This window comes from Kitasatospora sp. NPDC093806, from assembly GCF_040683335.1.
In the GTDB taxonomy this organism is placed as follows: Bacteria; Actinomycetota; Actinomycetes; order Streptomycetales; family Streptomycetaceae; genus Kitasatospora.
This window is the reverse complement of the sequence record NZ_JBFBDO010000070.1, coordinates 1-21,965: the sequence shown is the minus strand read 5'-3', so window position 1 is coordinate 21,965 and position 21,965 is coordinate 1. Positions and strand designations below refer to the sequence as shown.

21 protein-coding genes are annotated in these 21,965 nt (G+C 74.9%); 8 read left to right on the top strand and 13 right to left on the bottom strand.

From position 1 onward, the window contains the following. Position 1 precedes the first annotated feature (1 nt). Positions 2–1,030: a phosphotransferase family protein gene (locus AB0N76_RS27045; RefSeq protein WP_363561259.1), complete on the bottom strand. Its 1,029-nt coding sequence runs from the start codon at positions 1,028–1,030 to the stop codon at positions 2–4. A 105-nt stretch (positions 1,031–1,135) separates the two neighbouring features. Between AB0N76_RS27045 and AB0N76_RS27040 the strand changes: the two genes are divergently transcribed. Then, positions 1,136–2,245 (top strand): hypothetical protein, encoded by a 1,110-nt coding sequence (locus tag AB0N76_RS27040; protein WP_363561257.1) that lies wholly within the window; start codon positions 1,136–1,138, stop codon positions 2,243–2,245. Positions 2,246–2,248: 3 nt separating this feature from the next. Here AB0N76_RS27040 and AB0N76_RS27035 read toward each other — a convergent pair whose 3' ends face one another. The 5 genes from AB0N76_RS27035 to AB0N76_RS27015 form a co-directional block, all read right to left on the bottom strand. Continuing rightward, positions 2,249–2,665 (bottom strand): VOC family protein, encoded by a 417-nt coding sequence (locus tag AB0N76_RS27035; protein ID WP_363561255.1) that lies wholly within the window; start codon positions 2,663–2,665, stop codon positions 2,249–2,251. A gap of 195 nt (positions 2,666–2,860) precedes the next feature. Then, positions 2,861–3,760, bottom strand: coding sequence for a Gfo/Idh/MocA family oxidoreductase (locus tag AB0N76_RS27030; protein WP_363561253.1), 900 nt, complete (start codon positions 3,758–3,760; stop codon positions 2,861–2,863). A 102-nt stretch (positions 3,761–3,862) separates the two neighbouring features. Further along, positions 3,863–4,528 (bottom strand): DedA family protein, encoded by a 666-nt coding sequence (locus AB0N76_RS27025; RefSeq protein ID WP_363561305.1) that lies wholly within the window; start codon positions 4,526–4,528, stop codon positions 3,863–3,865. Positions 4,529–4,786: 258 nt separating this feature from the next. Then, positions 4,787–5,614, bottom strand: a complete 828-nt coding sequence (locus AB0N76_RS27020) for a class I SAM-dependent methyltransferase (RefSeq protein ID WP_363561251.1) — start codon at positions 5,612–5,614, stop codon at positions 4,787–4,789. Positions 5,615–5,837: 223 nt separating this feature from the next. Further along, on the bottom strand, positions 5,838–6,743 hold the full coding sequence (locus AB0N76_RS27015; RefSeq protein ID WP_363561303.1) for a fused MFS/spermidine synthase: 906 nt from the start codon (positions 6,741–6,743) through the stop codon (positions 5,838–5,840). A 167-nt stretch (positions 6,744–6,910) separates the two neighbouring features. Between AB0N76_RS27015 and AB0N76_RS27010 the strand changes: the two genes are divergently transcribed. Both AB0N76_RS27010 and AB0N76_RS27005 read left to right on the top strand, forming a co-directional pair. Continuing rightward, positions 6,911–7,870, top strand: coding sequence for an alpha/beta hydrolase (locus AB0N76_RS27010; RefSeq protein WP_363561249.1), 960 nt, complete (start codon positions 6,911–6,913; stop codon positions 7,868–7,870). A 172-nt stretch (positions 7,871–8,042) separates the two neighbouring features. Further along, the gene (locus AB0N76_RS27005) at positions 8,043–9,491 is read left to right on the top strand and encodes a selenium-binding protein SBP56-related protein (RefSeq protein ID WP_363561247.1); all 1,449 of its coding nucleotides are present in this window, start codon (positions 8,043–8,045) and stop codon (positions 9,489–9,491) included. Positions 9,492–9,531: 40 nt separating this feature from the next. Here AB0N76_RS27005 and AB0N76_RS27000 read toward each other — a convergent pair whose 3' ends face one another. After that, the gene (locus tag AB0N76_RS27000) at positions 9,532–10,899 is read right to left on the bottom strand and encodes a globin domain-containing protein (protein ID WP_363561245.1); all 1,368 of its coding nucleotides are present in this window, start codon (positions 10,897–10,899) and stop codon (positions 9,532–9,534) included. Between the two features lie 176 nt (positions 10,900–11,075). Then, positions 11,076–12,017: a helix-turn-helix transcriptional regulator gene (locus AB0N76_RS26995; protein WP_363561243.1), complete on the bottom strand. Its 942-nt coding sequence runs from the start codon at positions 12,015–12,017 to the stop codon at positions 11,076–11,078. Positions 12,018–12,145: 128 nt separating this feature from the next. Between AB0N76_RS26995 and AB0N76_RS26990 the strand changes: the two genes are divergently transcribed. Further along, positions 12,146–13,267, top strand: coding sequence for an NAD(P)-dependent alcohol dehydrogenase (locus AB0N76_RS26990; protein WP_363561241.1), 1,122 nt, complete (start codon positions 12,146–12,148; stop codon positions 13,265–13,267). A 166-nt stretch (positions 13,268–13,433) separates the two neighbouring features. Here the strand turns inward: AB0N76_RS26990 and AB0N76_RS26985 are convergent, their stop codons facing one another. From AB0N76_RS26985 to AB0N76_RS26975, 3 genes are all read right to left on the bottom strand, one after another. Then, positions 13,434–13,934: a DUF6114 domain-containing protein gene (locus AB0N76_RS26985; protein ID WP_363561239.1), complete on the bottom strand. Its 501-nt coding sequence runs from the start codon at positions 13,932–13,934 to the stop codon at positions 13,434–13,436. A gap of 2 nt (positions 13,935–13,936) precedes the next feature. Continuing rightward, complete coding sequence (locus AB0N76_RS26980; protein WP_363561237.1) at positions 13,937–14,593, bottom strand: DUF6230 family protein; 657 nt, start codon at positions 14,591–14,593, stop codon at positions 13,937–13,939. Positions 14,594–14,728: 135 nt separating this feature from the next. Continuing rightward, positions 14,729–15,583: a TetR/AcrR family transcriptional regulator gene (locus AB0N76_RS26975; protein ID WP_363561235.1), complete on the bottom strand. Its 855-nt coding sequence runs from the start codon at positions 15,581–15,583 to the stop codon at positions 14,729–14,731. Between the two features lie 340 nt (positions 15,584–15,923). Between AB0N76_RS26975 and AB0N76_RS26970 the strand changes: the two genes are divergently transcribed. From AB0N76_RS26970 to AB0N76_RS26960, 3 genes are all read left to right on the top strand, one after another. Then, positions 15,924–16,598, top strand: a complete 675-nt coding sequence (locus tag AB0N76_RS26970) for a Tat pathway signal sequence domain protein (protein ID WP_363561233.1) — start codon at positions 15,924–15,926, stop codon at positions 16,596–16,598. 189 nt (positions 16,599–16,787) lie between these two features. Beyond that, positions 16,788–17,660 carry a MoxR family ATPase gene (locus tag AB0N76_RS26965; RefSeq protein WP_363561231.1) on the top strand — a complete coding sequence of 291 codons (873 nt, stop codon included), beginning with the start codon at positions 16,788–16,790 and terminating at the stop codon, positions 17,658–17,660. Then, a complete protein-coding gene (locus AB0N76_RS26960; RefSeq protein WP_363561229.1) occupies positions 17,657–19,144 on the top strand; it encodes a VWA domain-containing protein in 1,488 nt (495 codons plus the stop codon). Before AB0N76_RS26965 ends, AB0N76_RS26960 begins: the two co-directional genes overlap by 4 nt. Before the next feature lie 25 nt (positions 19,145–19,169). Here AB0N76_RS26960 and AB0N76_RS26955 read toward each other — a convergent pair whose 3' ends face one another. Then, positions 19,170–20,165: an alpha/beta hydrolase gene (locus tag AB0N76_RS26955; RefSeq protein WP_363561227.1), complete on the bottom strand. Its 996-nt coding sequence runs from the start codon at positions 20,163–20,165 to the stop codon at positions 19,170–19,172. Positions 20,166–20,291: 126 nt separating this feature from the next. Then, entirely contained in the window at positions 20,292–21,152 is an 861-nt protein-coding gene (locus AB0N76_RS26950) for a siderophore-interacting protein (RefSeq protein ID WP_363561225.1), read from the bottom strand. A gap of 92 nt (positions 21,153–21,244) precedes the next feature. Between AB0N76_RS26950 and AB0N76_RS26945 the strand changes: the two genes are divergently transcribed. Beyond that, positions 21,245–21,965: TetR/AcrR family transcriptional regulator C-terminal domain-containing protein (locus AB0N76_RS26945; RefSeq protein ID WP_363561223.1), on the top strand; the 721-nt coding region annotated here is incomplete at its 3' end.

The window sequence follows — 21,965 nt, the reverse complement described above, 5'->3', positions numbered from 1 at the left end:
GTCAGTGTCCCTTCAGGGTGGCGAGGCCGTGCTCGATGAGGACGGGCGCCATCCGGCCGGCCCGTTCGAACCCGGCGCCGAGGGTGCTCCCCTGCCGGAACCGGTAGTGGATGCCCTCGGCGACGACGGCGAGCTTGTACGCGGCGAAGGCCACGTACCAGTCGAGTTCGGTGGCGTCCCGGCCGGTGGACTCGGCGTAGCGGGCGACCAGTTCGGCGCTGCGCGGGAAGCCGGGCGCGGTGGCGGCGGCGGGGATCAGGCCGCCGCCGACGCCGGCCAGCTCGGTGTACATCACCAGCAGCCCGACGTCGGTCAGCGGGTCGCCGAGGGTGGACATCTCCCAGTCGAGGACGGCGGCGACGGCATCCCGCTCGTCGACCAGCACGTTGTCGAGCCGGTAGTCGCCGTGCACCAGGGCCGGTGCCGGGGAGTCCGGCCGGCCGGCCACCAGCAGCTCGTGCAGCCGGTCGATGCCGGGCAGTTCGCGGCTGCGGGAGGCGGCCAGTTGGGTGGACCAGCGGCGCAGCTGCCGGTCCAGGTAGCCGTCCGGGCGGCCGAAGTCGGCGAGTCCGACGGCGGCCGGGTCGATCCGGTGCAGGGCGGCGAGGGTGTCGACCAGGGCGGTGCCGATGGCGTGCACGCGCGCCTCGCCGAGGGCGGCGAGGGCGGCGGCGTCCCGGTGGACGGTGCCGGGCACATACGCCATCAGGTACCAGGGCGCGCCGAGCACGTCGCCGTCGGCGGCCAGGTGCACGGTGGCGGGGACGGGCACGCCGGTGTCGCGCAGGGCGCTCAGCACCCGGTACTCGCGGCCCATGTCGTGCGCGGTGGCGAGGACGTGACCGAGCGGCGGGCGGCGCAGCACCCAGACCGTGGCGCCGTCGGTGAGCCGGTAGCTGAGGTTGGAGCGGCCGCCCTCGATCAGTTCGGCGCGCAGCGGACCGGTGACGGTGCCCGGCAGGACGCCGTCGAGGTGGGCGCGCAGCCGCGTCAGGTCCGGTCCGGGCGGGTCGCTGGGGGTCGATGGCACGGGCACTCTCCTCCGGTCGGGCCGAACAGGGTGACTAAGCGCTTGCTCAGCATTCAGGCGACGGCGCCGCCCTGTCAATCCCACCCGCCCGTCACAATGATCGGCATGAGGTTGATCCACACCCTGGCCGGTGCGCTGCTCCTGCTGCTCACCATCGGCAGCATCCTGCGCACGCTCGTCGTCCCGCGCGGCCTGTACTCCGCCCTCGTCCACCGGCTCTGGCGCTCCCTGCGGACGGTGCTGCGACTGACGGCCGCCCCGTTCGACACCTACCGCGCGCAGGACCGGGTGCAGACCTGGCTGGCCCCGCTGATGCTGCTCGGCATGCTCGCGGTCTGGCTCGGCTCCATGCTGATCGCCTACATGCTGCTGCTGCACGGCACTTCGGAGCTGGACTGGTCGGTCTCCTTCCGCGAGGCCGGCTCCAGCCTCTTCACCCTCGGCTTCGCCAGCGGCGACCGGCTCCACCTGTCCGTGATCGACTTCCTGGCCGCCGGCAGCGGCCCCCTGGTGATCGCCCTGCAGATCGCCTACCTGCCCACCCTCTACTCCGCCTACAACCGGCGCGAGCTGGAGGTGACGCTGCTCCAGTCCCGGGCCGGCGAACCCGCCTGGGGCCCCGAACTGCTCGCCCGGCAGTCCCTGGTGGACACCGAGAACGCCCTGCCGCAGCTCTACCGGGACTGGGAACGGCTCGCCGCCGACCTCGGCGAGAGCCACTCCAACTACCCGGTGCTGATCTCCTTCCGCTCCCCGCAGCCGAACCGCAGCTGGGTGGTCGGCCTGATCGCGGTGATGGACGCCGCCGCGATCCACCTCGCGGTCTGCCCGCGCACCGCGCCGCCCGAGGCCCGGCTGGTGCTGCGGGCCGGGTTCACCGCGCTGCGCGACATCGGCCGCTCGCTGCGGATCGACTTCGACCCCGACCCCTCGCCGGAGGCCCCGATCCGGCTCGGCTACACCGAGTTCGACGCCGCCGTCGCGATGATCGCCGCCGCCGGGTTCCCGCACGAGCGGAGCGCCGCCGAGGCCTGGCCGCACTTCCACGGCTGGCGGGTCAACTACGAGGCGCTGGCCTACGAACTCGCCCGCCGCAGCGACGCCGTCCCCGCGCTGTGGACCGGCCCGCGCGACTTCCGCGCCCCGTCCGTCCCCCCGGCGCGGCCCGCGGACCGCCGCCCGGGCACCGGCGGTGGCGCGGCGCCGGCGCGGTAGCGGCTATCCCCGCCTGGGCTGGGAGAACCGCAGCATGTTGCCGGCCGGGTCGCGGAAGGCGCAGTCGCGGACGCCGTACGGCTGGTCGACCGGCTCCTGGAGGACCACGCCGCCCGCCGCGCGGATCCGCTCGAAGGTCGCGTCGCAGTCCTCGGTCGCGAAGATGACGGCCCGCAGCAGGCCCCTGGACAGCAGGTCCGCCATGGCCTGCCGGTCGGCGGGCGAGGCGTTCGGGTCCGCCAGCGGCGGCTCCAGCACGATGTCCACGTCGGGCTGCGCGGGCGAGCCGACGGTCACCCAGCGCATGTCCGCGTAGCCGACGTCGTTGCGCACCTCCAGGCCGAGGATGTCCCGGTAGAAGGCGAGCGCCTTCTCGTGGTCGTCGACGGCGATGAAGCACTGCGAGAGCTTGATGTCCATGCGCCTCACGCTACGGGCGGGGCGCGGCTCCCGCCCCTCCACGCCGGATCGGCCCGCCGGGCGGGTGGCCGTGGGGGGCGGGCGGGCGCCGGACCGGGCGGGTACCGGGCCGGTGCCCGGCGGGGCCTGCCAGTGGGGTGCCGAACCCGGGCCGGCCGGGTTTCGCGCTGCGGCGGCGGGGCCCGGCGCCGGGTGTCAGACCTCGATGGTGGTGCCGGCCGCCAGGGAGCGTTCGGCGGCGGCGAGGATCTCGACCGTGCGCAGGCCGAAGGCGGCCGAGCAGGGGTGGGACTCGCCGGTGCGGGCGGCGGTGCCGAGCGCGTCCAGGGCGCGGTGGAGGGCGGCGATCGGTCCCTCGCCGCGCTCGGGCAGGTGGACGGTGCCGCTCTCGCCGCGCAGCTCCATGCCGGTGCCGCCGCCGGCGACCGGGGCGGTGAGGCTGAGCGCGAGGGTGCTGGACGCGCCGCCGACGTGGCGCAGCACGAGGTGGACGGTGTCCAGCGGGCCCGGCACGGCGGTGACGGAGGTGGCGTCGCCGAGGACCGGGAGCAGGACGGAGAGGGCGTGCGGGCCGACGTCCCAGAGCGCGCCCTTCTCCTTGCGCCACGGCGAGGCCGCGTACGGGCTGGTGGAGTCGGGGGCGAAGACCGAGCCGAGCCAGTCCGAGCGGCCGGTGAACCAGCCGCCGACCGCCGCCTGCCGCTCGATCCACGGGATCTGGTCGCCGCCGAAGCGGACGGTGAAGAAGACCACCGAGGCCACGCCGTGCGCCTCGGTCGCCTCGACCACCCGGCGGGCGTCGGGGACGGTCAGCGCGACCGGCTTGTCGAGCAGCAGGTGGCAGCCGGCCTCGGCGGCGCGCACCGCGAGGTCGGCCTGGACGGTCGGCGGCAGCGCGATGGAGACCGCGTCGACCTCGGCGAGCAGCCGGTCGAGGTCGGCGAAGCCGGGGACGCCGTGCCGCTCGCCGAGCGCGGCGGCCGCCTCGGGGCGGCGGGCCCAGACGCCCGCGAACTCGAAGTCGGGGTGCTCCGCCAGGACGGGCGCGTGCACCCGCTCCGCCCAGGGGCCGGTGCCCAGGAGTCCGATCCGCATGCTGTCCCTACTTCTTCTTCGTCGTCATCGGTTCGTCATTGCGACGCCGCCGCCCGGAGCGGTGTCCGGGCGGCGGCGCGGGTGGCGTGGTGGCCCGGCCGGTCAGTCGGCGGCGGGCGCGGTCACCGGCGTGGCGGCCGCGGCGGCGTCCTCCGCCTCCTGGGCGGCGGCGGCCTTGGCGGCCCGGCGCTTCATCAGCCAGGCCGAGAAGACGCCGATGACGATCGCCAGCAGCAGACCGACCCAGGAGAACTTGGAGAGCCACTTCTCGGCGACCTTGCCGACCTGGTAGACCAGCAGCGTGGTCCCGCCGGCCCAGACGATGCCGCCGAGGACGTTGGCGATCAGGAACTTCCAGTACGGCATCTTCAGGGCGCCGGCGAGCGGGCCGGCGAAGATGCGCAGCAGGGCGATGAAGCGGCCGAAGAAGACCGCCCACATGCCCCACTTCTGGAAGGAGCGCTCGGCGGTGGCCAGGTGGCTCGGCCCGAAGTGCTTGGGGAACTTCCGCCCGAGCTTCTCGAACAGCGGCTTGCCGCCCCGGCGGCCGATCGAGTAGCCGACCGAGTCACCGATGATCGCGCCGAGGATCGCGCAGACCGCCACCCAGACCGGGCTGACCACGCCGCGCGCGGACAGCAGGGCGGCCGACACCAGGGCGATCTCACCGGGGAGCGGGATACCCAGGGACTCCAGTCCGATGATCAGCGCGACCAGGGCGTACACCGCGCCCGGTGGCACGCCCTCGATCCAGGCGTCGATGTGCAGCAAGGCCAGTACCTCCGTGGCAGGACGAGACCCGCGGCAGGCCCGGTCTGGTTTCCCGCAGCCCGCGCGCCGGTCTCGACAGTCGTCCGAATGGCGGCACCAGGCCGCTCCCCGAGAGGGCAGCCTAACGTGCCGGGCGGCCTGTCCCCCCGGCCGATCACCCCTGGTTACGACGTGCGGAGCCGTCCGGTGGTTCCGGCGCGGGCGTGATCGTCGCGGGCGGGCCCGACCCGTCGGCCCGCGGTGGGTGCCGGCCGGTCAGCCGGTCGGCCCCGTGAAGCGCAGCGCCACCACCGACGGGCGCGCCTTGACGCACGCCGCCAGCGGCAGCAGGGTGCGGAGGAGCCCGCGGCCGCCCTCGGGGTAGACCTCGCGGATGTCGGTGACCGCCGGGTGAGCGGTGGCCAGCTTGTCGCGCTCGTCCGCGTTCATCCCGAACGGCATCGGCGGCGCCTGGTAGTGGCGGTCGCGCAGCTTGCCCTGGACCGCACGGGCGCTGAACCAGCGCGGCACCGCGTCCAGCACGAAGGTGGCCCCGGGGAACCGGTCCGCGCAGGCCGCGATCAGCTCCCGCACCTCGGTCGGGCGCAGGTACATCAGCAGGCCCTGGGCGCTGATCAGCACGCCCTGGGCGGCGGCGGCCGGGTCCACCGCGTCCATCCAGCCCGGGTCGGTGGCCGAGCCGGCCACGATGCGGTGCCGCTCGTCGGGTGGCAGCAGGCGCTCGCGCAGCGCCGCCGTCTCGGGGAGGTCGACCGAGAGCCAGTGCGCGCGGCCGTTGTCCACCCGCCAGGCCTGGGTCTCCAGGCCCTCGCCGAGGCCGACCACGGTGCCGCGCGGGTGGCGGGCGAGGAAGTCGGACACCTCGCGGTCGAAGCAGCCCGCCCGCAGCCCCTGGAGCTGGGACACCAGCGCCGCGCTGCCGAACCGCTCGTCGAAGGGGAAGTCGATCCGCCCGACCAGCTCGACGGCCTTGGGGTCGGGCAGCACGGTGTCCGGCCGGCGGGCTTCGACGGCCCGGTGCCAGAGCGTCCACAGGGCCGTCTCGGGCACCGCCGACAGCTCCGGCCGCTCCACGCTGCTCATCACTCGCTCGCTCCTTCGCTGCCGCGCGCGACCGCTCGCGCGCGCCTCCTCGTGCGCCGGGCCCGCCGTGGCCTCGTCCGGTCCGGCACCGACCTGCCGCTCCCCTGCACGGACCCGCCGATTCTGACACCGCCGGGGGCGCGAACGGGGCGCGCGGCGCGGCGGCGCGCCGACCCCGCCCGCTCGCGCCCGCGGCGCGCCCGACGCGCGCCCGGGCGCCGGGTCAGCCGACGCTGAACGCCCCGTCCGGCGGCGGCGGGGAGTCGGCGGCGGTGGCGTCGGTCACCGGCGCGGTGCGGGCGGCGAACGCCGCGAGGTCGGCGCCGTCGGTCAGCCGGGCCGGGAAGACGTCGCCGGCCAGCCGCCGGCTCAGGTCGGCCACCGGCAGCGGCGCGTCCGAACCCACCAGCAGGATGTTGCCGTACCGCCGCCCGCGCAGCACCGGCGGCTCGGCGATCAGGCAGGCCTCCGGGAAGACGGCGCGCAGCGTCGCCGCCAGGGCGCGGGCGAAGGCCAGCGGCGGGCCGTCGGCGAGGTTCGCCGCGTAGCAGCCGCCGGGGCGCAGCGCGGCCGCGGCCAGCCGCAGGAACTCCACCGAGGTGAGGTGGGCGGGCGTCCGCGAGCCGTGGAAGACGTCCGCGACGACCAGGTCCAGCGAGCCGGGCGCGACGCACGCGAGGGCCGCCCGGGCGTCGCCGACCACCGCCGTGACGTCCACGCCTGGCCCCTGCCACGGGAGGTGCTCCTCGACCAGGGCCAGCAGCGGACCGTCCACCTCCACCACGCGCTGGCGCGAGCCGGGGCGGGTGGCGGCCAGGTAGCGGGGCACGGTGAGCGCGCCGCCGCCGAGGTGGAGGGCGTCCAGCGGGCGGCCCGCCGGGGCGAGGGCGTCGACCAGGTGGCCGATCCGGCGGGTGTACTCGAACTCCAGGTGGGTCGGGTCGCCGAGGTCGACGTAGGACTGCGGGGTGTCGTCCAGGGTGAGCAGCCAGCCGCCGTCGTGGTCGATGTCCGGGAGCAGCTTGGCCTGTCCGAGGTCGGTGCGCCGCACCACCGGCAGCGGCTCGTCCGGCGGATCCGGGGGTCCGACGGGCGGGTCCTGCGGTCGGGGGGTGGGCGGGTCGGGCATCTCGGGCATGTCGGCAGCATAGGCGCCCCGCCCGAGTCGCCGTCACGCCCGAGGCTACCGGCCGGTATGGTCGGTGCGTCCGGGGCCCGACGAGGTCCGGGTCCGCACGTCGTCATTCCGACATTCCGACATTCCGCGATTCCGAGCAGAGATGGGTGCGAGAGGCCATGGAGTTCCGCGAAGACATCCTGGGTGCCCCCTACGAGGCGGCCGAGCTGCCGCTCCGTCCGGACGAGGAGGGCGAGGTCTCCGCCACCCTGGTCCGCCGGCTGGTCCCCGGTTCGGAGCAGGCCGTCCTCTACATCCACGGCTACAACGACTACTGGTTCCAGACCCACCTCGCCGACCACTACGTCGCCGCCGGGTTCTCCTTCTACGCCCTCGACCTGCGCAAGTACGGCCGCTCGCTGCGCCCGCACCACTCGCCGAACTTCGTCCGCGACCTCGCCGCCTACGACGAGGAGCTGGACGAGGCGGTCCGCGTCATCCGGGAGCAGGACGGCCACGGCCGGCTGCTGGTCAACGGCCACTCCACCGGTGGGCTGATCGCCGCCCTGTGGGCGGGCCGCCGGGCCGGGCGGGGTCTGGTCGACGGCCTCTTCCTGAACAGCCCGTTCCTCTCCATGCCGACCGCCCCCGCCGTCCGCACGCTGGGCGCCCCGGCGCTGGAGGCGCTCGGCCGCTTCGCCCCCACCCGGGTGCTGCCCTCCGCCCTCAACCCGCACTACGTGCACAGCATCCACCAGGACTTCCGCGGCGAATGGGAGTTCGACCTGCGGCTCAAGCCGGCCGAGGGCGTGCCGCTGTTCGCCGGGTGGCTGGCCGCCATCCAGCGCGGCCACCGCGAGGTCCGGCGCGGCCTCGGCATCGACGTGCCGGTCCTGCTGATGGCCTCCACCGCCTCGATCTCCACCACCCGCTGGCACAACGCCCTGCACCACGCCGACGCCGTGCTGCGCGCCGACGACATCGCCGCCGCCGGCCCCCACCTGGGCCGTCACGTCACCATCGTCCGGATCAAGGGCGGCATGCACGACCTCGTGCTCTCCGGGGAGACCGCCCGCGGCCAGGTGTTCGCCGAACTCGACCGCTGGCTCGGCGCCTACTTCCCGCTCGCCGTGCACTGAGCCGGGGACGCCGGGACGCCGGCACGACAGCAGGTCCGGGGGCGGGCCGGCCGGGTGCGCCGCCCGCCCCCCGCTCGCTCCTACGTGCGCCTGCTGTGCGCCCACGACTCTGTGGAAGGCTACCCGGGCCCCTGTCACTTCCCTTGCCGACCAGGCGAGTTGAGGAGCCAGCATGCCGCATGGACACGGCCCCCAGCACGAGCAGCAGGACGGACATCAGCCGGACGGACACAGCGACCCCTCCCTGTACCGCACCCCCGCCGAGGCGATCGCCGCCCCGCCGGAGAAGCTCGCCTACGTCGCGGGCTTCGACCGCTCGGCCCAGCGGCCGGACGCGCTGATCACCGTCGACACCGACCCGGCCTCGCCGAGCTACGGGCGCGTGCTCAACTTCACCGACATGCCGGGGGTCGGCGACGAGCTGCACCACTTCGGCTGGAACGCCTGCTCCAGCGCGCTCCAGCACGCCTGCCACGACAACCCCGAACGGCGCTTCCTGCTGCTGCCCGGCCTGCGGTCGTCCCGGCTGCACGTCCTGGACACCCGCCCCGATCCGGTGCGGCCCAGACTGGTGAAGACCGTGGCGGCGGAGGAACTGGCGGCGCGGGCCGGCTACTCGCGGCCGCACACCCTGCACTGCGGGCCCGACGGGGTGTTCCTCTCCTGCCTCGGCGCGGCCGAGGGCGGGGACGGCCCGGGCGGGGTGGCGCTGCTCGACCACACCACCTTCGACGTGCTGCGCCCCTGGGAGACCGAGCGCGGCCCGCAGCACTTCGCCTACGACGTGTGGTGGCACCTGGGGACCAACGTCGGCGTCACCAGCGAGTGGGGCACGCCGTGGATGGTCGAGGACGGCGTGGTGCCGGAGCTGCTGCTCGGCCGCAAGTACGGGCACGCGCTGCACTTCTGGGAGCTGGACTCGGGGCGGCACCTGCAGCGGATCGACCTCGGCGACCAGTACCAGATGGTGCTGGAGCTGCGCCCGGCGCACGACCCGCAGGCGGAGTGGGGGTTCGCCGGCGTGGTCGCCAATGTGGAGGACCTCTCGGCCTCGGTCTGGCTCTGGTACCGCGAGGGCGAGGCGTTCACCGCGCGCAAGGTGATCGAGATACCCGCCGAGGAGGCGAAGTCCGAGGACCTCCCGCCGGCCCTCCAGCCGTTCGGCGCCGTGCCGCCGCTGATCACCGACATCAACCTGTCGGTGGACGACCGGTGGCTGTACGTGTCGGCCTGGGGCACCGGCGAGCTGTTCCAGTTCGACGTGTCGGACCCGTTCCACCCGCGCAAGACCGCCTCGGTGCGGCTCGGCGGCGTGGCGGCCCGCACCCCGCACCCGTCCGAGCCGGGCCGTCCGCTGAGCGGCGCGCCGCAGATGGTCGAGATCAGCCGGGACGGCCGGCGGCTCTACCTCACCAACTCGCTGTACGGCTCGTGGGACGACCAGTTCTACCCCGACGGCATCGAGCCGTGGATCGTCAAGCTGGACGCCGACCCGGAGGCCGGCGGGCTGACCGTGGACCCGCGGTTCTTCCCGCACGGCGAGGAGTTCCGGGGGCTGCGGGTGCACCAGACGCACCTGGCGGGCGGGGACGCCTCCTCGGACTCGTACTGCTACCGGTAGCGGCTGGTTGCCCTGACCGGTCGCCGACCGGGCCGTCCGGTCAGATCCGGCCGAGGACCGGACCGCGGTGGACCGGGCCGAGCGCGGGGCCGCGGTGGATCCGGCCGAGGACCGGGTCGTGGTGGATCCGGCCGGACGGCAGGCCACCGGCGACCAGCCGGGTGCGGACCTCGTCCACCAGGCCGGCCGGGCCGCTGACGCAGGCCAGGTGCTGGGACCAGTCGCCGGCCCGGCTGACCGCCTCGGCCAGCCGGCCGCCCGGCCCACCCGGTCCGCCCGGTCCGGCACCGCCCGGCGCGGCGTCGTCGGCCACCGGGATCAGCTCCAACCAGGGCTTGCGGCCGCCGAGTTCGGCGAGGGCCGGCCAGTCGTAGAGGTCGGCCCGGGCCCGGGCGCCGACGAAGAGGTGGACCCGGCGGCCGCGCGGGCGGTGCTCCACGAGCTCCTCGACGATGGCCTTCATCGGCGCCAGCCCGGTGCCGCCGGCCACCAGCAGCAGGTCCCGGGTGTCGTCCTCCGGCATCAGCGAGCCGCGCGGCGGGCCGAGCCGCAGCCGGTCGCCGACGGCCGTGCGGCCGACCAGCGCCTCGCTCACCCCGCCCGGCCCGGTCCGGCGGACGTGGAACTCCAACTCGTTGTCGGCGCGCGGCGCGCAGCCCATCGAGTACTGCCGCCAGGTGTGCGGCAGCAGCGGGTGTTCGACGGTGCCGTACTGCCCGGCCCGGTACGGGTACGGCTCGCCGGTGCGGACCCGCAGCACCGCGAGGTCGGGGCGGCGGCGCTCGTGGCCGACCACCACGGCCTGCCAGTACGGGGGTTCGGTGAGCGCCGACTCGGCGCCGGCCACCATCGAGCGGACCGCGAACCGCAGCATCCGCACCCAGGCGTCCTCCAGGTCGGTGCTCCACCCGGAGCCGGCCCGGTGCCGGATCGCCTCGCGGAGCGCCTCCTCGAAGGCCTCGTAGTGGACCGGGCGCACCCCCAGCTTCCGGTGGTCGCGGCCGAGTTGGGCGAGCGTGGCGGCGAGCCGGCCGGGGTCGTGGAGGTGCTCGATCAGGTAGTCGAACATCCGCTCCAGGTGGGCCTGCTGGAACTCCATCGACTCCGGGAAGAGGGAGCGCAGATAGGGGCGGCGGCGGAACATGAACGCGTACAGGTGGTCGATGAGGTCGGCGAACGGGGTCACCAGGCCGAGGCTGCGCAGGATCAGCCGCTGGTCGGCCGCGCCGTCGTAGTCCCCGGCGCCGCCGGTGCCGAGCGCGCCGCCGACCGGGACCGGGGCGGTACGGGGCGCGGCGGACGGGTCGGGGAAGGACGGCGCCGGCGCGAGGATCTGCCGGCGGAGGCGCATGGCGTGGTGGCGCGCGATCAACCGGTCGTACTCGGCGGTGTTGCTGGTGAGCTCCATGGACCGCAGCCTAACCATCCGTCAGATACCGTCCGGAAAGCGGTTGTTCACCTTCGATCGGGCATCCGGGCCGGTTTCGGGCAGGGGGCGGCCCGCACCGGCGACTGGTCCAGTAAACGGCCGCGCGGGAGGCCCGGGGAAGGGCCGGTGGTCCCGGGTCGGCCGGGACCACCGGACTACTGCGGGCGGCGCGAAGAGGACTCCCGGCCCGTAGGGGTTTCGGCCACCGGCGCGGCCTCGGGGGCGAGCCCGGGTGCGGGGTCCGGGCCCGTCGGCCCGGTGGCGGTCCAGCTGGCCAGCAGCCGGAGCGACTCGGCGGAGACCGAGCCCGGGGCGGCGTGGTACGTCACCAGCACCTGGTCCGGGTCGCCCGCCGGGCGCAGCGTCTCGTAGCGGAGGGTGAGCCGCCCGACCACCGGGTGGTGCAGCTCCTTGACGCCGTGGCCCTTGTCCTTGACGTCGTGGGCGGCCCACAGGCGGCGGAACTCCTCGCTCTTGAGGGAGAGTTCACCGATCAGCGAGGCCAGCCGGGGATCGTCGGGGTCGCGCCCGGCGTCGAGGCGGAGGATGCCGACGAGGTCGGTCGCCTTGCCCTCCCAGTCCCGGTACAGCTCGCGGGCCGCCGGGTCGAGGAAGACCTGCCAGGCCATGTTCCGGTGCTCCGGCGGCAGCGCGGCGAAGTCGCCGATCAGGGCGTTGCCGAGCCGGTTCCAGGCGATCACGTCGAGCCGCCGCCCGAGCACGTACGCCGGGACGCCCTCCATCGCGTCCAGCAGCTGCTGGAACTCCGGCCGGACCTGCTGCGGACGGGACGGGCGGCCCCGTCCGGCGCCGCGGGCGGCCGGTTTGGTGATCCGGCGCAGGTGCTCGCGCTCGGCGGAGTCCAGCCGCAGCGCGCGGGCGATCGCGTCCAGGACGGCCGTCGAGACGTTCTCGCCGTGCCCCTGCTCCAGCCGGACGTAGTACGCGGTGCTGACGCCCGCCAGCTGGGCCAGCTCCTCGCGGCGCAGCCCGGGCACCCGCCGCCGGCCCCCGTAGTCGGGCAGGCCGACGTCCGCCGGCCGCAGCCGGGCGCGCCGGGACCGGAGGAATTCGCTGAGCTCGGTGCGCTGGTCCATGTCTGCAGTATGCGGCCGCCGGGCGCGCCGGCGGGCGGTCCAGGGTGATACTGCCGGTGGTAGGAACGGCGAACGTACGACGATCACAGGCCTGGTTGGCCGGGGGCGCCGCGCCGAGCCTTGAAGGCATGACGAACACGACGCTCACCACCACCGCCACCCGGGCGGCCACCGACGCCACCGACATCGCCGACGCCGCCGCCCCCGCCACCATCGCCGTCTACGCCGCGCCGGCCCCGAAGGCCCCGCTGGAGCGCGGCACCGTCCCGCGCCGCCCGCTGGGCGCGAACGACATCCTGATCGACATCAAGTTCGCGGGCATCTGCCACTCCGACATCCACCAGGTCGGCGAGGACTGGGGCCAGGGGATCTTCCCGATGGTCCCGGGCCACGAGATCGCCGGCGTGGTCGCCGAGGTCGGCCCCGGGGTCACCCGCTGGTCGGTCGGCGACCGGGTCGGGGTCGGCTGCTTCGTCGACTCCTGCCGGGAGTGCGACAACTGCCGGGCCGGCCTCCAGCAGTACTGCACCAGCGAGGGCGGCCCCGTCTTCACCTACAACGCCGTCGGGCGGGACGGCACGCCGACCTACGGCGGGTACGCGAAGCAGCTGGTGATCGACGCGGACTACGCGCTGCGCATCCCCGACGCGCTGCCGCTGGACGTCGCCGCGCCGCTGCTCTGCGCGGGCATCACGCTGTACTCGCCGCTCACCCACTGGGGCGCCGGCCCGGGCAAGCGGGTCGCGATCGTCGGCCTCGGCGGGCTCGGCCACCTGGGCGTGAAGATCGCCCGGGCCAAGGGGGCCGAGGTCACCGTGCTCAGCCAGTCGCTGCGCAAGCGCGAGGACGGCCTGAAGCTCGGCGCCCACGACTACCGCGCCACCTCCGACCCGGCCACCTTCACCGAGCTGGCGGGCCGCTTCGACCTGATCGTCAACACCGTCTCGGCCGACCTGGACCTCAGCGGCTACCTCGGCCTGCTGCGCCTCGACGGCACGCTCGTCCAGGTCGGCGCGCCGGAGAAGCCGGTCACGGTCAACGCGCACGCCCTGCTCACCGGCCGCCGCTCGCTGTCCGGCTCGATGATCGGCGGCCTGCCGGAGACCCAGGAGATGCTCGACTTCTGCGCCGAGCACGGCATCGGCGCCGAGATCGAACTGATCCCCGCCGACCGGATCAACGAGGCCTACGCCCGCGTCCTGGCCAGCGACGTGCGCTACCGCTTCGTCATCGACACCGCCACCATCTGATCGCGGTCTGCGGGCCGCGGGCTTCGGTCCGTGAATCCGCGGGTGCACGACGCCCCGTCCCCGGTGCTCTCCCATCACCGGGGGCGGGGCGTCGGTCGGTGGGGCCCGGCGGCCCGGCGGCCCGACTGCTCGGCGGGCCGCCGGGGCAGGACGGCGGGCGGCCGGGTCAGGATGTCGCCGGGTCGGCGGCCTCGGGGCGGGGGCGGCCCCGGCGCAGCCGGCGGCGGCGCGGGGGCTGGTCGGGCAGCCAGCCGAAGGTGAGGCAGCTGCCGAGCACGCCGAACGCCATGCCGAGCAGGAACCCGCCCAGGTTGGAGGTGAGCCAGCTGGCCAGCGAGGCCAGGACGGCGACGATCGAGTAGAACAGCCGCTGGGCCGGGTTGACCAGGATCAGCAGGCCGCAGACCGTCATGACCACCGGGACGACGTAGCCGGCCAGCCCCTGCGGCCCGATGTGCAGGATGACCGGCAGCGGGGCGCGCAGGGTGAAGAGGATCTCCGCCCCGCCCAGCAGCACCAGCAGGCCGCCCCAGAACGGCCGCCGGCCCCGCCACCCCCGCCAGGAGCCGCGCGCCCGGGGTGGTGGCGCCGCCTCAGGGGTGGTCGCGGTGGCAGTGGGCTCGGGAGCGGTGGCGGCCGCCGGGGTGGCGGGTTCGGGCTCGGCCACCGTCAGCAGCCCTCCGAGCTGAAGCTCATCCGCAGGTTGGGCAGTTTGAAGGCCGCGGCGGTGGTGGCGTAGTTGTGCTGCCGCAGGTTGCGGATCTTGACGGTGTCCGCCTGCTGGCCGAAGACGCCGGGCAGGCCCTTCGCCCCGCCCTTGGTGTAGGTGCTCGCGTCGCCGCCGATCTCGATGTTCTTGAACTCCGCGTCGCCGGAGAGCAGATCGGAGTCGGTGGTGAGGTCGGTGGCGGTCACGGGCGTGCCCGCGTCGCCGGCCCTGATCAGCAGGTTGATGCCGCCCAGGTCGACGCTCTGGCAGAGCTTGGTGAGCGAGGCGTCCTTGATCGCGGAGATCATGACGAGCACCTGGCCGCCGGTGTCCCCTTGGTTGGGGCTGTTCTCGATCATGTGGTCCATGCTGCCGAACTGTGCGAAGCCGACGCCGTCCAGGCTGTCGGCGGTGACGGTGAACGGCATTCCGGAGATGGCGAACTGGGCGGCGAGCACGCCCTGTGCCGTCAGTGTCATCAGCACGGCGCCGACGGCGACCGCGGGGACGGCCATCAGCGCGGTGCGCTTCAGCCGGACCCTGCCTCTGGGCCGGACGGTCGGCTCGGTGCTCCCGGCGCTCTCGGTGGTGGGGGCGGCGTCCTCGGACGTGGCCATGTGTGCTCCCTCGGGTGGTGGACGGGCAGGCACTGGCACGTTGTCCTGGCGCGGACAGCGTCGCGCGGCCCGACCGGGCGTTCCGCCCCTCGGCAGCGGGGCGGAACGGTCGGACCGCAGTGGGTAACTGGGAAGCTACTGCCCGGTATTCGGCGGGTCAATACGGGTGCACGAAGGATCATCGTCCGCCCGGCGGTGGTCGGCCTGGGCCGGATCCGAGGCCTGGGCCGGATCCGCGCCCGGGTCCTGGTCCGTCGGCGGGGCCGAGGCCGGTGCCGGATCCGGTGCCGGGACCGCCGACAGTCGACGCGCCGCCTCGGCCGGACCGAGGAAGGGGGCCAGGCAGAAGAGGCTCAAGGTCGGCAGCAGATCCGGGAGTTGGGCGGTCCGACCGGCGTCGATGCACCGCTGCAGGGTGCTGTAGACGCCGCCGACCACCGCGTCCACCATCGCGTTCTTCGCCACCCCGCCCGGGAGTTGCGGCACCTCGGCGAAGAACCCCCGGAAACGGGTGAGGAGTTGCTCGCGCTCGCGACGGCCGGCCGGGCCGACCGCGTCCAGCTCGATCACCGCCATGGTCGCGAACGCCGGGACCCCGGCCAGCAGTCCGAGCATCGACCGCAGCGCCTCGCGGATCCCGGTGCACCAGTCCGGCGCCGCCGCGAAGGCCGCCGCCATCCGGCGGATCACCACCCCGGTGCCGTGCCGGTGGGCGGCCAGGAAGGCGTCCTCCTTGCCGGTGAACAGCTCGTAGAAGACCGGCCTGGTCACTCCCGCCGCGCGACAGATGTCGCTCACCGTGGCGTGCTGGTACCCGTGTTGCGCCACCGTGTGCACCAGCCCGTCGAGCAGCCGCTCGCGCTGGGTGGCCGCGACCACGTCCGGGGGCAGCCGGCTCGGGCCCCGTTTGATGGATCTGGCCGGGTCGCGGCCGGTCCGCGCGCCGGGCAGCAGGACCACCTCGGGCTTCCGAACGATCTCCGGTTTCATCGCCAACTCCTGTGTTCGGTATTGACATTGACGCGACGCCCGGTTTACAACACTGACGGGTTTCCAATCCGCGGCCGAGTCCGCCGGGAACCCGCACGCGTTCCGACTGCTCAGTATGGCGAACGCATGCCCGGCGGTGGCAGCCGCCGAACGTGCGGCCCTACGGGGCGGGCCCGTGGCGCCGGGCCCGCCGAGTCGAAGTCCGCGGCATCCACTCCCGCACCACCTTCTCCGCACCGCCCCGTCGCGGTCACGGCGCGGCCCACGCCGCCGCGCGCACCCCCACCACCGATCGCGCGGGCTCCCCCACCCGACTCCGCCCGGAGAGAGGCACACCCTCATGCGCATCCGCCGTACCCTCGGAACCGCAGCCCTCGCCGCCGTCGCGGTGCTGGCCGCCGGCACCGTCACCCCCGCCCAGGCCGCCGGACCGGCCGTGCTCACCCACACCGCCCCCGGCGGCCCCGACGTCGCGGTCGGCGACGTCCTCACCGCCGACCTGGTGGCCGGCGGCTACGCCACCTTCTACTCCAGCGCGACCGGGACGAGCGGCATCAAGTGCGCCAGCTCCTCCTTCTCCGCCACCGTCACCAGCAACCCGGCCGCGCCCGGGGTGGCCACCGAGTCGCTCAACAGCCACACCTTCGGCAGCTGCACCGCCAACGTGATCGGCGTGACCGGCGTCCAGAGCATCACCGTCAACAACCTGCCGTACACCAACTCGGTCAGCGACGCGGCCGGCAACCCGGTCACGCTCGCCCCGACGGCCGCCGGCCCGCTGCAGACCACGGTCGTGCTGAAGACCATCCTCGGCACCATCACCTGCGTCTACCGCGCGCCCGGCAGCATCGCCGGCACGACCAGCAACGTCGGCCAGACCATCGGCTTCACCGCCCAGCCGTTCCCGAAGGTCTCCGGCCCGAGCACCTGCTTCCCGACCGGCTACTTCAGCGCGACCTACGGGCCGGTGAGCGACAGCTCGGTGGCCGGCAGCCCGCACATCTACATCAACTGACCCGCTCCGCGGGGCCGGTTGACCAGCCGGGCGGTGCGCGGCGACGACCGACGGTCGGCGCGCACCGCCCGGCGTGCCCGTTCGGCCGTCCGTCCTGAAGCGCCCTTCCTCCCTCGGGCCGGGACAGCGAAGTGACCCACCGGTAGGGTGCTGGCGACGGACACCGGACGACGGGGATGTGGGGCACGCATGGGCGGCGAGGGCACGGAGTTCTTCGAATCGGTGGCCGACACGGCCGCCCGGCTGGCCGAGGTCGGCTACCTCGCCTCGACCGAGGTGGCCACCACCGTCTTCCTCGCCGACCGGCTCGGCAAGCCGCTCCTGGTCGAGGGCCCGGCCGGGGTCGGCAAGACCGAACTCGCCAAGGCCGTCGCCGCGATCGGCCGCGCCCGGCTGGTCCGGCTCCAGTGCTACGAGGGCATCGACGAGGCCCGCGCCCTCTACGAGTGGAACCACGCCAAGCAGCTGCTGCGGATCACCGCCGGCCGGGACGAGGGCTGGGACCAGGCCCGCACCGACATCTTCGGCGAGGAGTTCCTGCTCACCCGGCCGCTGCTCACCGCCATCCGCGGTGAGGAACCGACCGTGCTGCTCATCGACGAGATGGACAAGGCCGACGTCGAGGTCGAGGCGCTGCTGCTCGAAGTGCTCAGCGACTTCCAGGTCACCGTGCCCGAGCTCGGCACCATCACGGCGAGCCGCCGCCCGTTCGTCCTGCTGACCTCCAACGCCACCCGGGAGCTCTCCGAGGCGCTGCGCCGCCGCTGCCTCTTCCTCCACCTGGACTACCCCGACGCCGAGTTGGAGCGCCGGATCGTCCGGCTGAAGGTGCCCGGACTGGACGCGACGCTGGCCGATTCGCTGGTCCGGGTGGTCGGCGCGCTGCGGGCGATGGAGCTGCGCAAGGCCCCCTCCGTCGCGGAGACCGTCGACTGGGCCCGCACCCTGCTCGCGCTCGGCGCCGACACGCTCGACGAGGCGCTCGTCCGGGCCACCCTCGGGGTGGTCCTCAAGCACCAGGACGACGTGCTGAAGGCCGCGCGGAAGCTCACCCTCGCATGACCGGTTCCGGCGAGCCCGCCGACCTGTCCGCCCGGCTGACCGGTTTCGTGCGGACGCTGCGCGGTCACGGCCTGCGGATCGGACCGGCCGAGACGGTCGACGCCGCCGCCGTCCTGGACGTCCTCGGCCTCGCCGAGCGCGAGCAGGTCCGGGCCGGGCTCGCCGCCGCGCTGCTGCGGACCGACGGGCAGCGCGGGGTGTTCGACGCGACCTTCGACCTGTTCTTCCCGCTCGGGGTCGGCGACCCGGAGGCGGTCCGCCGGGGCGCCGGTCCCGACGCGCCGGACATCGCCGAAGGCTCCCGGACCGCGTCGGACCCCGCCGACCCGGACCCCGCCGCGCTGCGCGAGGACCTCCGGGCGCGGCTGGCCGCCGCGCTCGCCGCCGACGACCTGGCCGCCCAGGCCCGGCTGGCGGGCGAGGCGGTCGCCGTGTTCGGCCGCTACGGCACCACCGGCGGCGCGGGCTCCCCGGGGACGGACGGCTGGTCGGCGTACCAGACGCTCGGCCGGCTCGCCCCCGAGACGCTCCTGGCCCGCGTCCTCGCGGCCCTGCGCGCGGGCGCGGGCTCGGGCGGCGGTGCGGGAGATGCCGCCGGGGCCGACCTCGCCGACCGCGTCCTCCCCGACGAGATCCGCCGCCGCATCCAGGGCTTCCGCGCCATGGTCGCCACCGAGGCCCGGCGGCGCGCCGCCGAGGTGCGCGGCACCGAACGCGTCGCCGAGCGCGCCGTCGCCCCCAGCCCCGACCGGATCGACTTCCTCGCCGCCGGCCGCGACCAGCTCGCCGAACTGCGCCGCACCGTCCACCCGCTGGCCCGGAAGCTGGCCACCCGGCTGGCCGCCCGCCGGCGCCGTGCGGCCCGCGGCCGGATCGACCTGCGCCGGACCCTGCGCCGCTCGCTCTCCACCGGCGGCGTCCCGCTGCGCCCGGCCTACCGGCTGCGCCGCCCCGCCCGCCCGGAGCTGGTGCTGCTCTGCGACGTCTCCGGCTCGGTCGCGGGCTTCGCCGACTTCACCATGCTGCTGGTCCAGGCGATGCGCGACCAGTTCAGCAAGGTCCGGGTGTTCGCCTTCGTCAACCGCACCGCCGAGGTGACGGACCTGCTCACCCGGGGCGGCGGCGACCCGGCCTCGCTGGCCCGGCGGATCCTCACCGAGGCCAAGGTGATGGGCTACCACGGCAACAGCGACTACGGCTCCGCGCTCGGCGAGTTCGCCGAACGGCACCTGGACGCGGTCGGCCCGCGGACCAGCGTGCTGATCCTCGGCGACGCCCGGAACAATCACCGGGACCCCAACCTGCCCGCCCTCCACCGGATCGCCGCCCGGGCCCGCCGGGTCTACTGGCTCAACCCGGAGCAGCCCGCCCTCTGGGGCACCGGCGACTCCGCCGCCCCCGCCTACGCGGAGGCGGTGGAGATGCACTCCTGCCGCAACGCCCGCCGGTTGGGCGAGTTCATCGCCCGGCTGCTCCCGGTCTGACCGCCGCCCGGCTCCCCGTGCCCGCTCAGCCGTCCAGGTGGCCGAGGAAGTCCAGCAGAGCGGCGTTGACCTCGGCCGGCGCCTCCTGCTGGGTCCAGTGCCCCACCCCCGGGAGGGTGACCCGGCGGACCAGCTTGGGCGCCAGGTGTTCGAGCAGCAGGGTCATCGCCTCCTCGGGGATCAGGGCGCCGACCATGTCCCGGTCGCCCGCCACGTAGAGCGCGGGGACCTCCACCGGGCGGCCGTGGAGCCCGGCGAGCAGCTCGTTGTTCCGGTCGATGTTGCGGTACCAGTTCAGACCGCCGGTGAAGGCCCGCTCGCCGAGGCCGGCGACGTCCGCGACGAAGGCCTCGATGTCCGCCTCGGAGAACCAGTCGGGCAGCTTCTCCGGCTCGGGCAGCCCGTCCAGCAGGGTCTGGCCCTCGGGGACCACCCAGGCCCGCGGCTGCTCGCTGCGCGGCCGGTCGCCGGAGCCGCTGTAGAGGATCCGGCGGAAGGTCGCGTGCGGGTCCCGGGCCAGCTCGGCGTCGGCGACGCCGGGGCGCTGGAAGTAGATCTGGTAGAAACCCTCGCCGAACCGCTCCCGGGCCTGCGCCAGCGGCGGCAGACCGAGCGTCGGCACCGGCGGGACGCTGAGCCCGGCCACCCCGCGCACCAGGTCGGGCCGGAGGGTGGCGGTGGTCCAGGCGACCGGCGCACCCCAGTCGTGCCCGACCAGCACCACCGGCCCGCCGCCGAGCGCCCCGATCAGGCCGACCACGTCCCCGACGAGGTGGAGCAGCGTGTAGGCGTCCACCGACTCGGGCTGCTCACTGCGGCCGTAGCCGCGCTGGTCGACGGCGACCACCCGGTACCCGGCCTCGACCAGCGGGGCGAACTGGTGCCGCCAGGAGTACCAGCTCTCCGGGAACCCGTGCAGCAACAGCACCACCGGCCCCTCCCCCTGCTCGGCGACGTGCAGCCGGACCCCGTTCACCTCGACGTCCCGGTGCGCGATCAGCCCGTACGCCTGCTTGGTCATGCGACCCCTCCCCGGTCTGACGATCCGTCATCCGGTCGAACGCCCGGCGCCCGACCGCCCATTCCCACCCTGCCCACCGGACCCGCCCCGGGAACCTCCCCCTGCTCCCGGGGCCGGCGCCCGCCCTCAGTCGGCCGTGGCCTGGGCCGACTTCTCCCGGGCGTCCGCCAGATCCTCGGCCGTGGGCGCGTCGTCCTGGGTGAACCGGTGCCGCCAGTAGCCGGTGAACTCGATCGAGGCCTTCGGCACGCCGCGCTCCTCGACCAGGTGGCGCCGGAGCGTGCGGACGGCCGCGGCCTCACCGGCCAGCCAGGCGAACGGCGTGCCGGCCGGCAGTTCGGCGGCGACGACGGCCTCGGTCAGCGGCCGGCCCGGAGCGGCGCCGTCGCGGTGCAGCCACCGCACGGCCACCCCGTCGGGGGCAGGCAGGGGCTGTTCCTCCGCCCGGTCCGCGACCTCGACGAACACCAGCGCCGTGGTTCCGGCGGGCAGCGCCGCCAGCAGGGTGTGGATCGCGGGCAGCGCGGTCTCGTCGCCGGCCAGCAGCACCCAGTCCGCCGCGGCCACGGCGGAGCCGAGCGGGACCGGGCGGGCGTACAGCTCGGAGGGGCCGACCAGGCCCAGGCGGTCGCCCGGCCGGGCCCGCTCCGCCCAGGCACTCGCCGGGCCGGCATCGCCGTGCAGCACGAAGTCGATCTCCAGCAGCCGGGTGCCGGGGAGTCGGCGGCGGACGGTGAGACTGCGCATCCACGGCCGTTCCGCCTCCGGGATGGCCAGGTAGGCCTGGTACCAGCCCATGGCGTCGTCGTTCCGCTCCGGCAGGACGGGGGCGTCCTGGCCGGGCCGGGGGAAGCAGAGCTTGACCTGTTGGTCCGGCGAGCCGCCGACGCCCGGGTCGAGCTCCTCGGCCTCGAAGGTGATCCGGGCCGTCCGCGGAGTGACCCGCTCGACCTCGGTGACCTGGACGGATGTGACGGGAAGGCGCACGGCCGACCTCCGGTTCCCCTGCTGCACTGATAGCTTATGCCGTAAAGAGTTGCCTCGAAGGAGGTTACCTTATGCCGTAAGGAGTTGTGTTCGTGACCGTCTTCGCCGGGCAGGGCGATGCCCGCCGTTCGATGTCCCTGCTCTGGCGCGCACCCGAGGCGCCGCGGACCGGCCGCAGCGGGCCCAAGCCCGGACTGAGCGTGGAGGCCATCGTCGCCGCCGGGATCGCCGTCGCCGACGCCGACGGAATGTCCGCGCTCTCCATGCGCGCGGTCGGCGAGCACCTCGGCCGCACCGCCATGGCGCTCTACACCTACGTCCCCGGCAAGGCCGAACTGCTCGACCTCATGCACGACCGCGTCCTCGCCGAGCTGCCCACCGGCTACGACCTCACCCCCGGCTGGCGGCCCGCCGTCACCGCCTGGGCCGAGGACACCCTCGCCTGCTACCTCCGTCACCCCTGGGTGCTCCAGATCTCCCAGGCCCGCCCGGTCCTCGGCCCCGCCGAACTCGGCGCGATGGAGACCCTGCTGCGCGTCCTCGGGGCCACCGCCCTCGACGCCCGCCGGCTGCGGGGCGTGGTCGCCGCCCTGTGGCAGTTCGTCCGGGGCTCCGCCCGGACGATGGCCGAGGCCCGGGCGGCCGCGACCGCGACCGGCGTGCCCGACGAGGAGTGGTGGCACGCCCGGTCCGCCCCGCTCGCCGAACTCGTCCCCGACTTCGCCGAGCGCTTCCCCCTGCTCACCGCCCTCGAACGGTCCGACGCCACCACACCGGGCCACGACCCCGCACCGGACCACAACCCCGCACCGG

Bases quoted from the DNA above. Each gene is read 5' to 3' on its own strand.
- AB0N76_RS27015 (WP_363561303.1), bottom strand. From the start codon at position 6,743: ATGCCCGACCCGCCCACCCCCCGACCGCAGGACCCGCCCGTCGGACCC.
- AB0N76_RS26975 (WP_363561235.1), bottom strand. From the start codon at position 15,583: ATGAAACCGGAGATCGTTCGGAAGCCCGAGGTGGTCCTGCTGCCCGGC.
- AB0N76_RS27020 (WP_363561251.1), bottom strand. From the start codon at position 5,614: ATGAGCAGCGTGGAGCGGCCGGAGCTGTCGGCGGTGCCCGAGACGGCC.
- AB0N76_RS26970 (WP_363561233.1), top strand. From the start codon at position 15,924: ATGCGCATCCGCCGTACCCTCGGAACCGCAGCCCTCGCCGCCGTCGCG.
- AB0N76_RS27030 (WP_363561253.1), bottom strand. From the start codon at position 3,760: ATGCGGATCGGACTCCTGGGCACCGGCCCCTGGGCGGAGCGGGTGCAC.
- AB0N76_RS27010 (WP_363561249.1), top strand. From the start codon at position 6,911: ATGGAGTTCCGCGAAGACATCCTGGGTGCCCCCTACGAGGCGGCCGAG.
- AB0N76_RS26960 (WP_363561229.1), top strand. From the start codon at position 17,657: ATGACCGGTTCCGGCGAGCCCGCCGACCTGTCCGCCCGGCTGACCGGT.
- AB0N76_RS27005 (WP_363561247.1), top strand. From the start codon at position 8,043: ATGCCGCATGGACACGGCCCCCAGCACGAGCAGCAGGACGGACATCAG.
- AB0N76_RS26980 (WP_363561237.1), bottom strand. From the start codon at position 14,593: ATGGCCACGTCCGAGGACGCCGCCCCCACCACCGAGAGCGCCGGGAGC.
- AB0N76_RS26990 (WP_363561241.1), top strand. From the start codon at position 12,146: ATGACGAACACGACGCTCACCACCACCGCCACCCGGGCGGCCACCGAC.
- AB0N76_RS26955 (WP_363561227.1), bottom strand. From the start codon at position 20,165: ATGACCAAGCAGGCGTACGGGCTGATCGCGCACCGGGACGTCGAGGTG.
- AB0N76_RS27000 (WP_363561245.1), bottom strand. From the start codon at position 10,899: ATGGAGCTCACCAGCAACACCGCCGAGTACGACCGGTTGATCGCGCGC.
- AB0N76_RS27035 (WP_363561255.1), bottom strand. From the start codon at position 2,665: ATGGACATCAAGCTCTCGCAGTGCTTCATCGCCGTCGACGACCACGAG.
- AB0N76_RS26995 (WP_363561243.1), bottom strand. From the start codon at position 12,017: ATGGACCAGCGCACCGAGCTCAGCGAATTCCTCCGGTCCCGGCGCGCC.
- AB0N76_RS26965 (WP_363561231.1), top strand. From the start codon at position 16,788: ATGGGCGGCGAGGGCACGGAGTTCTTCGAATCGGTGGCCGACACGGCC.
- AB0N76_RS27040 (WP_363561257.1), top strand. From the start codon at position 1,136: ATGAGGTTGATCCACACCCTGGCCGGTGCGCTGCTCCTGCTGCTCACC.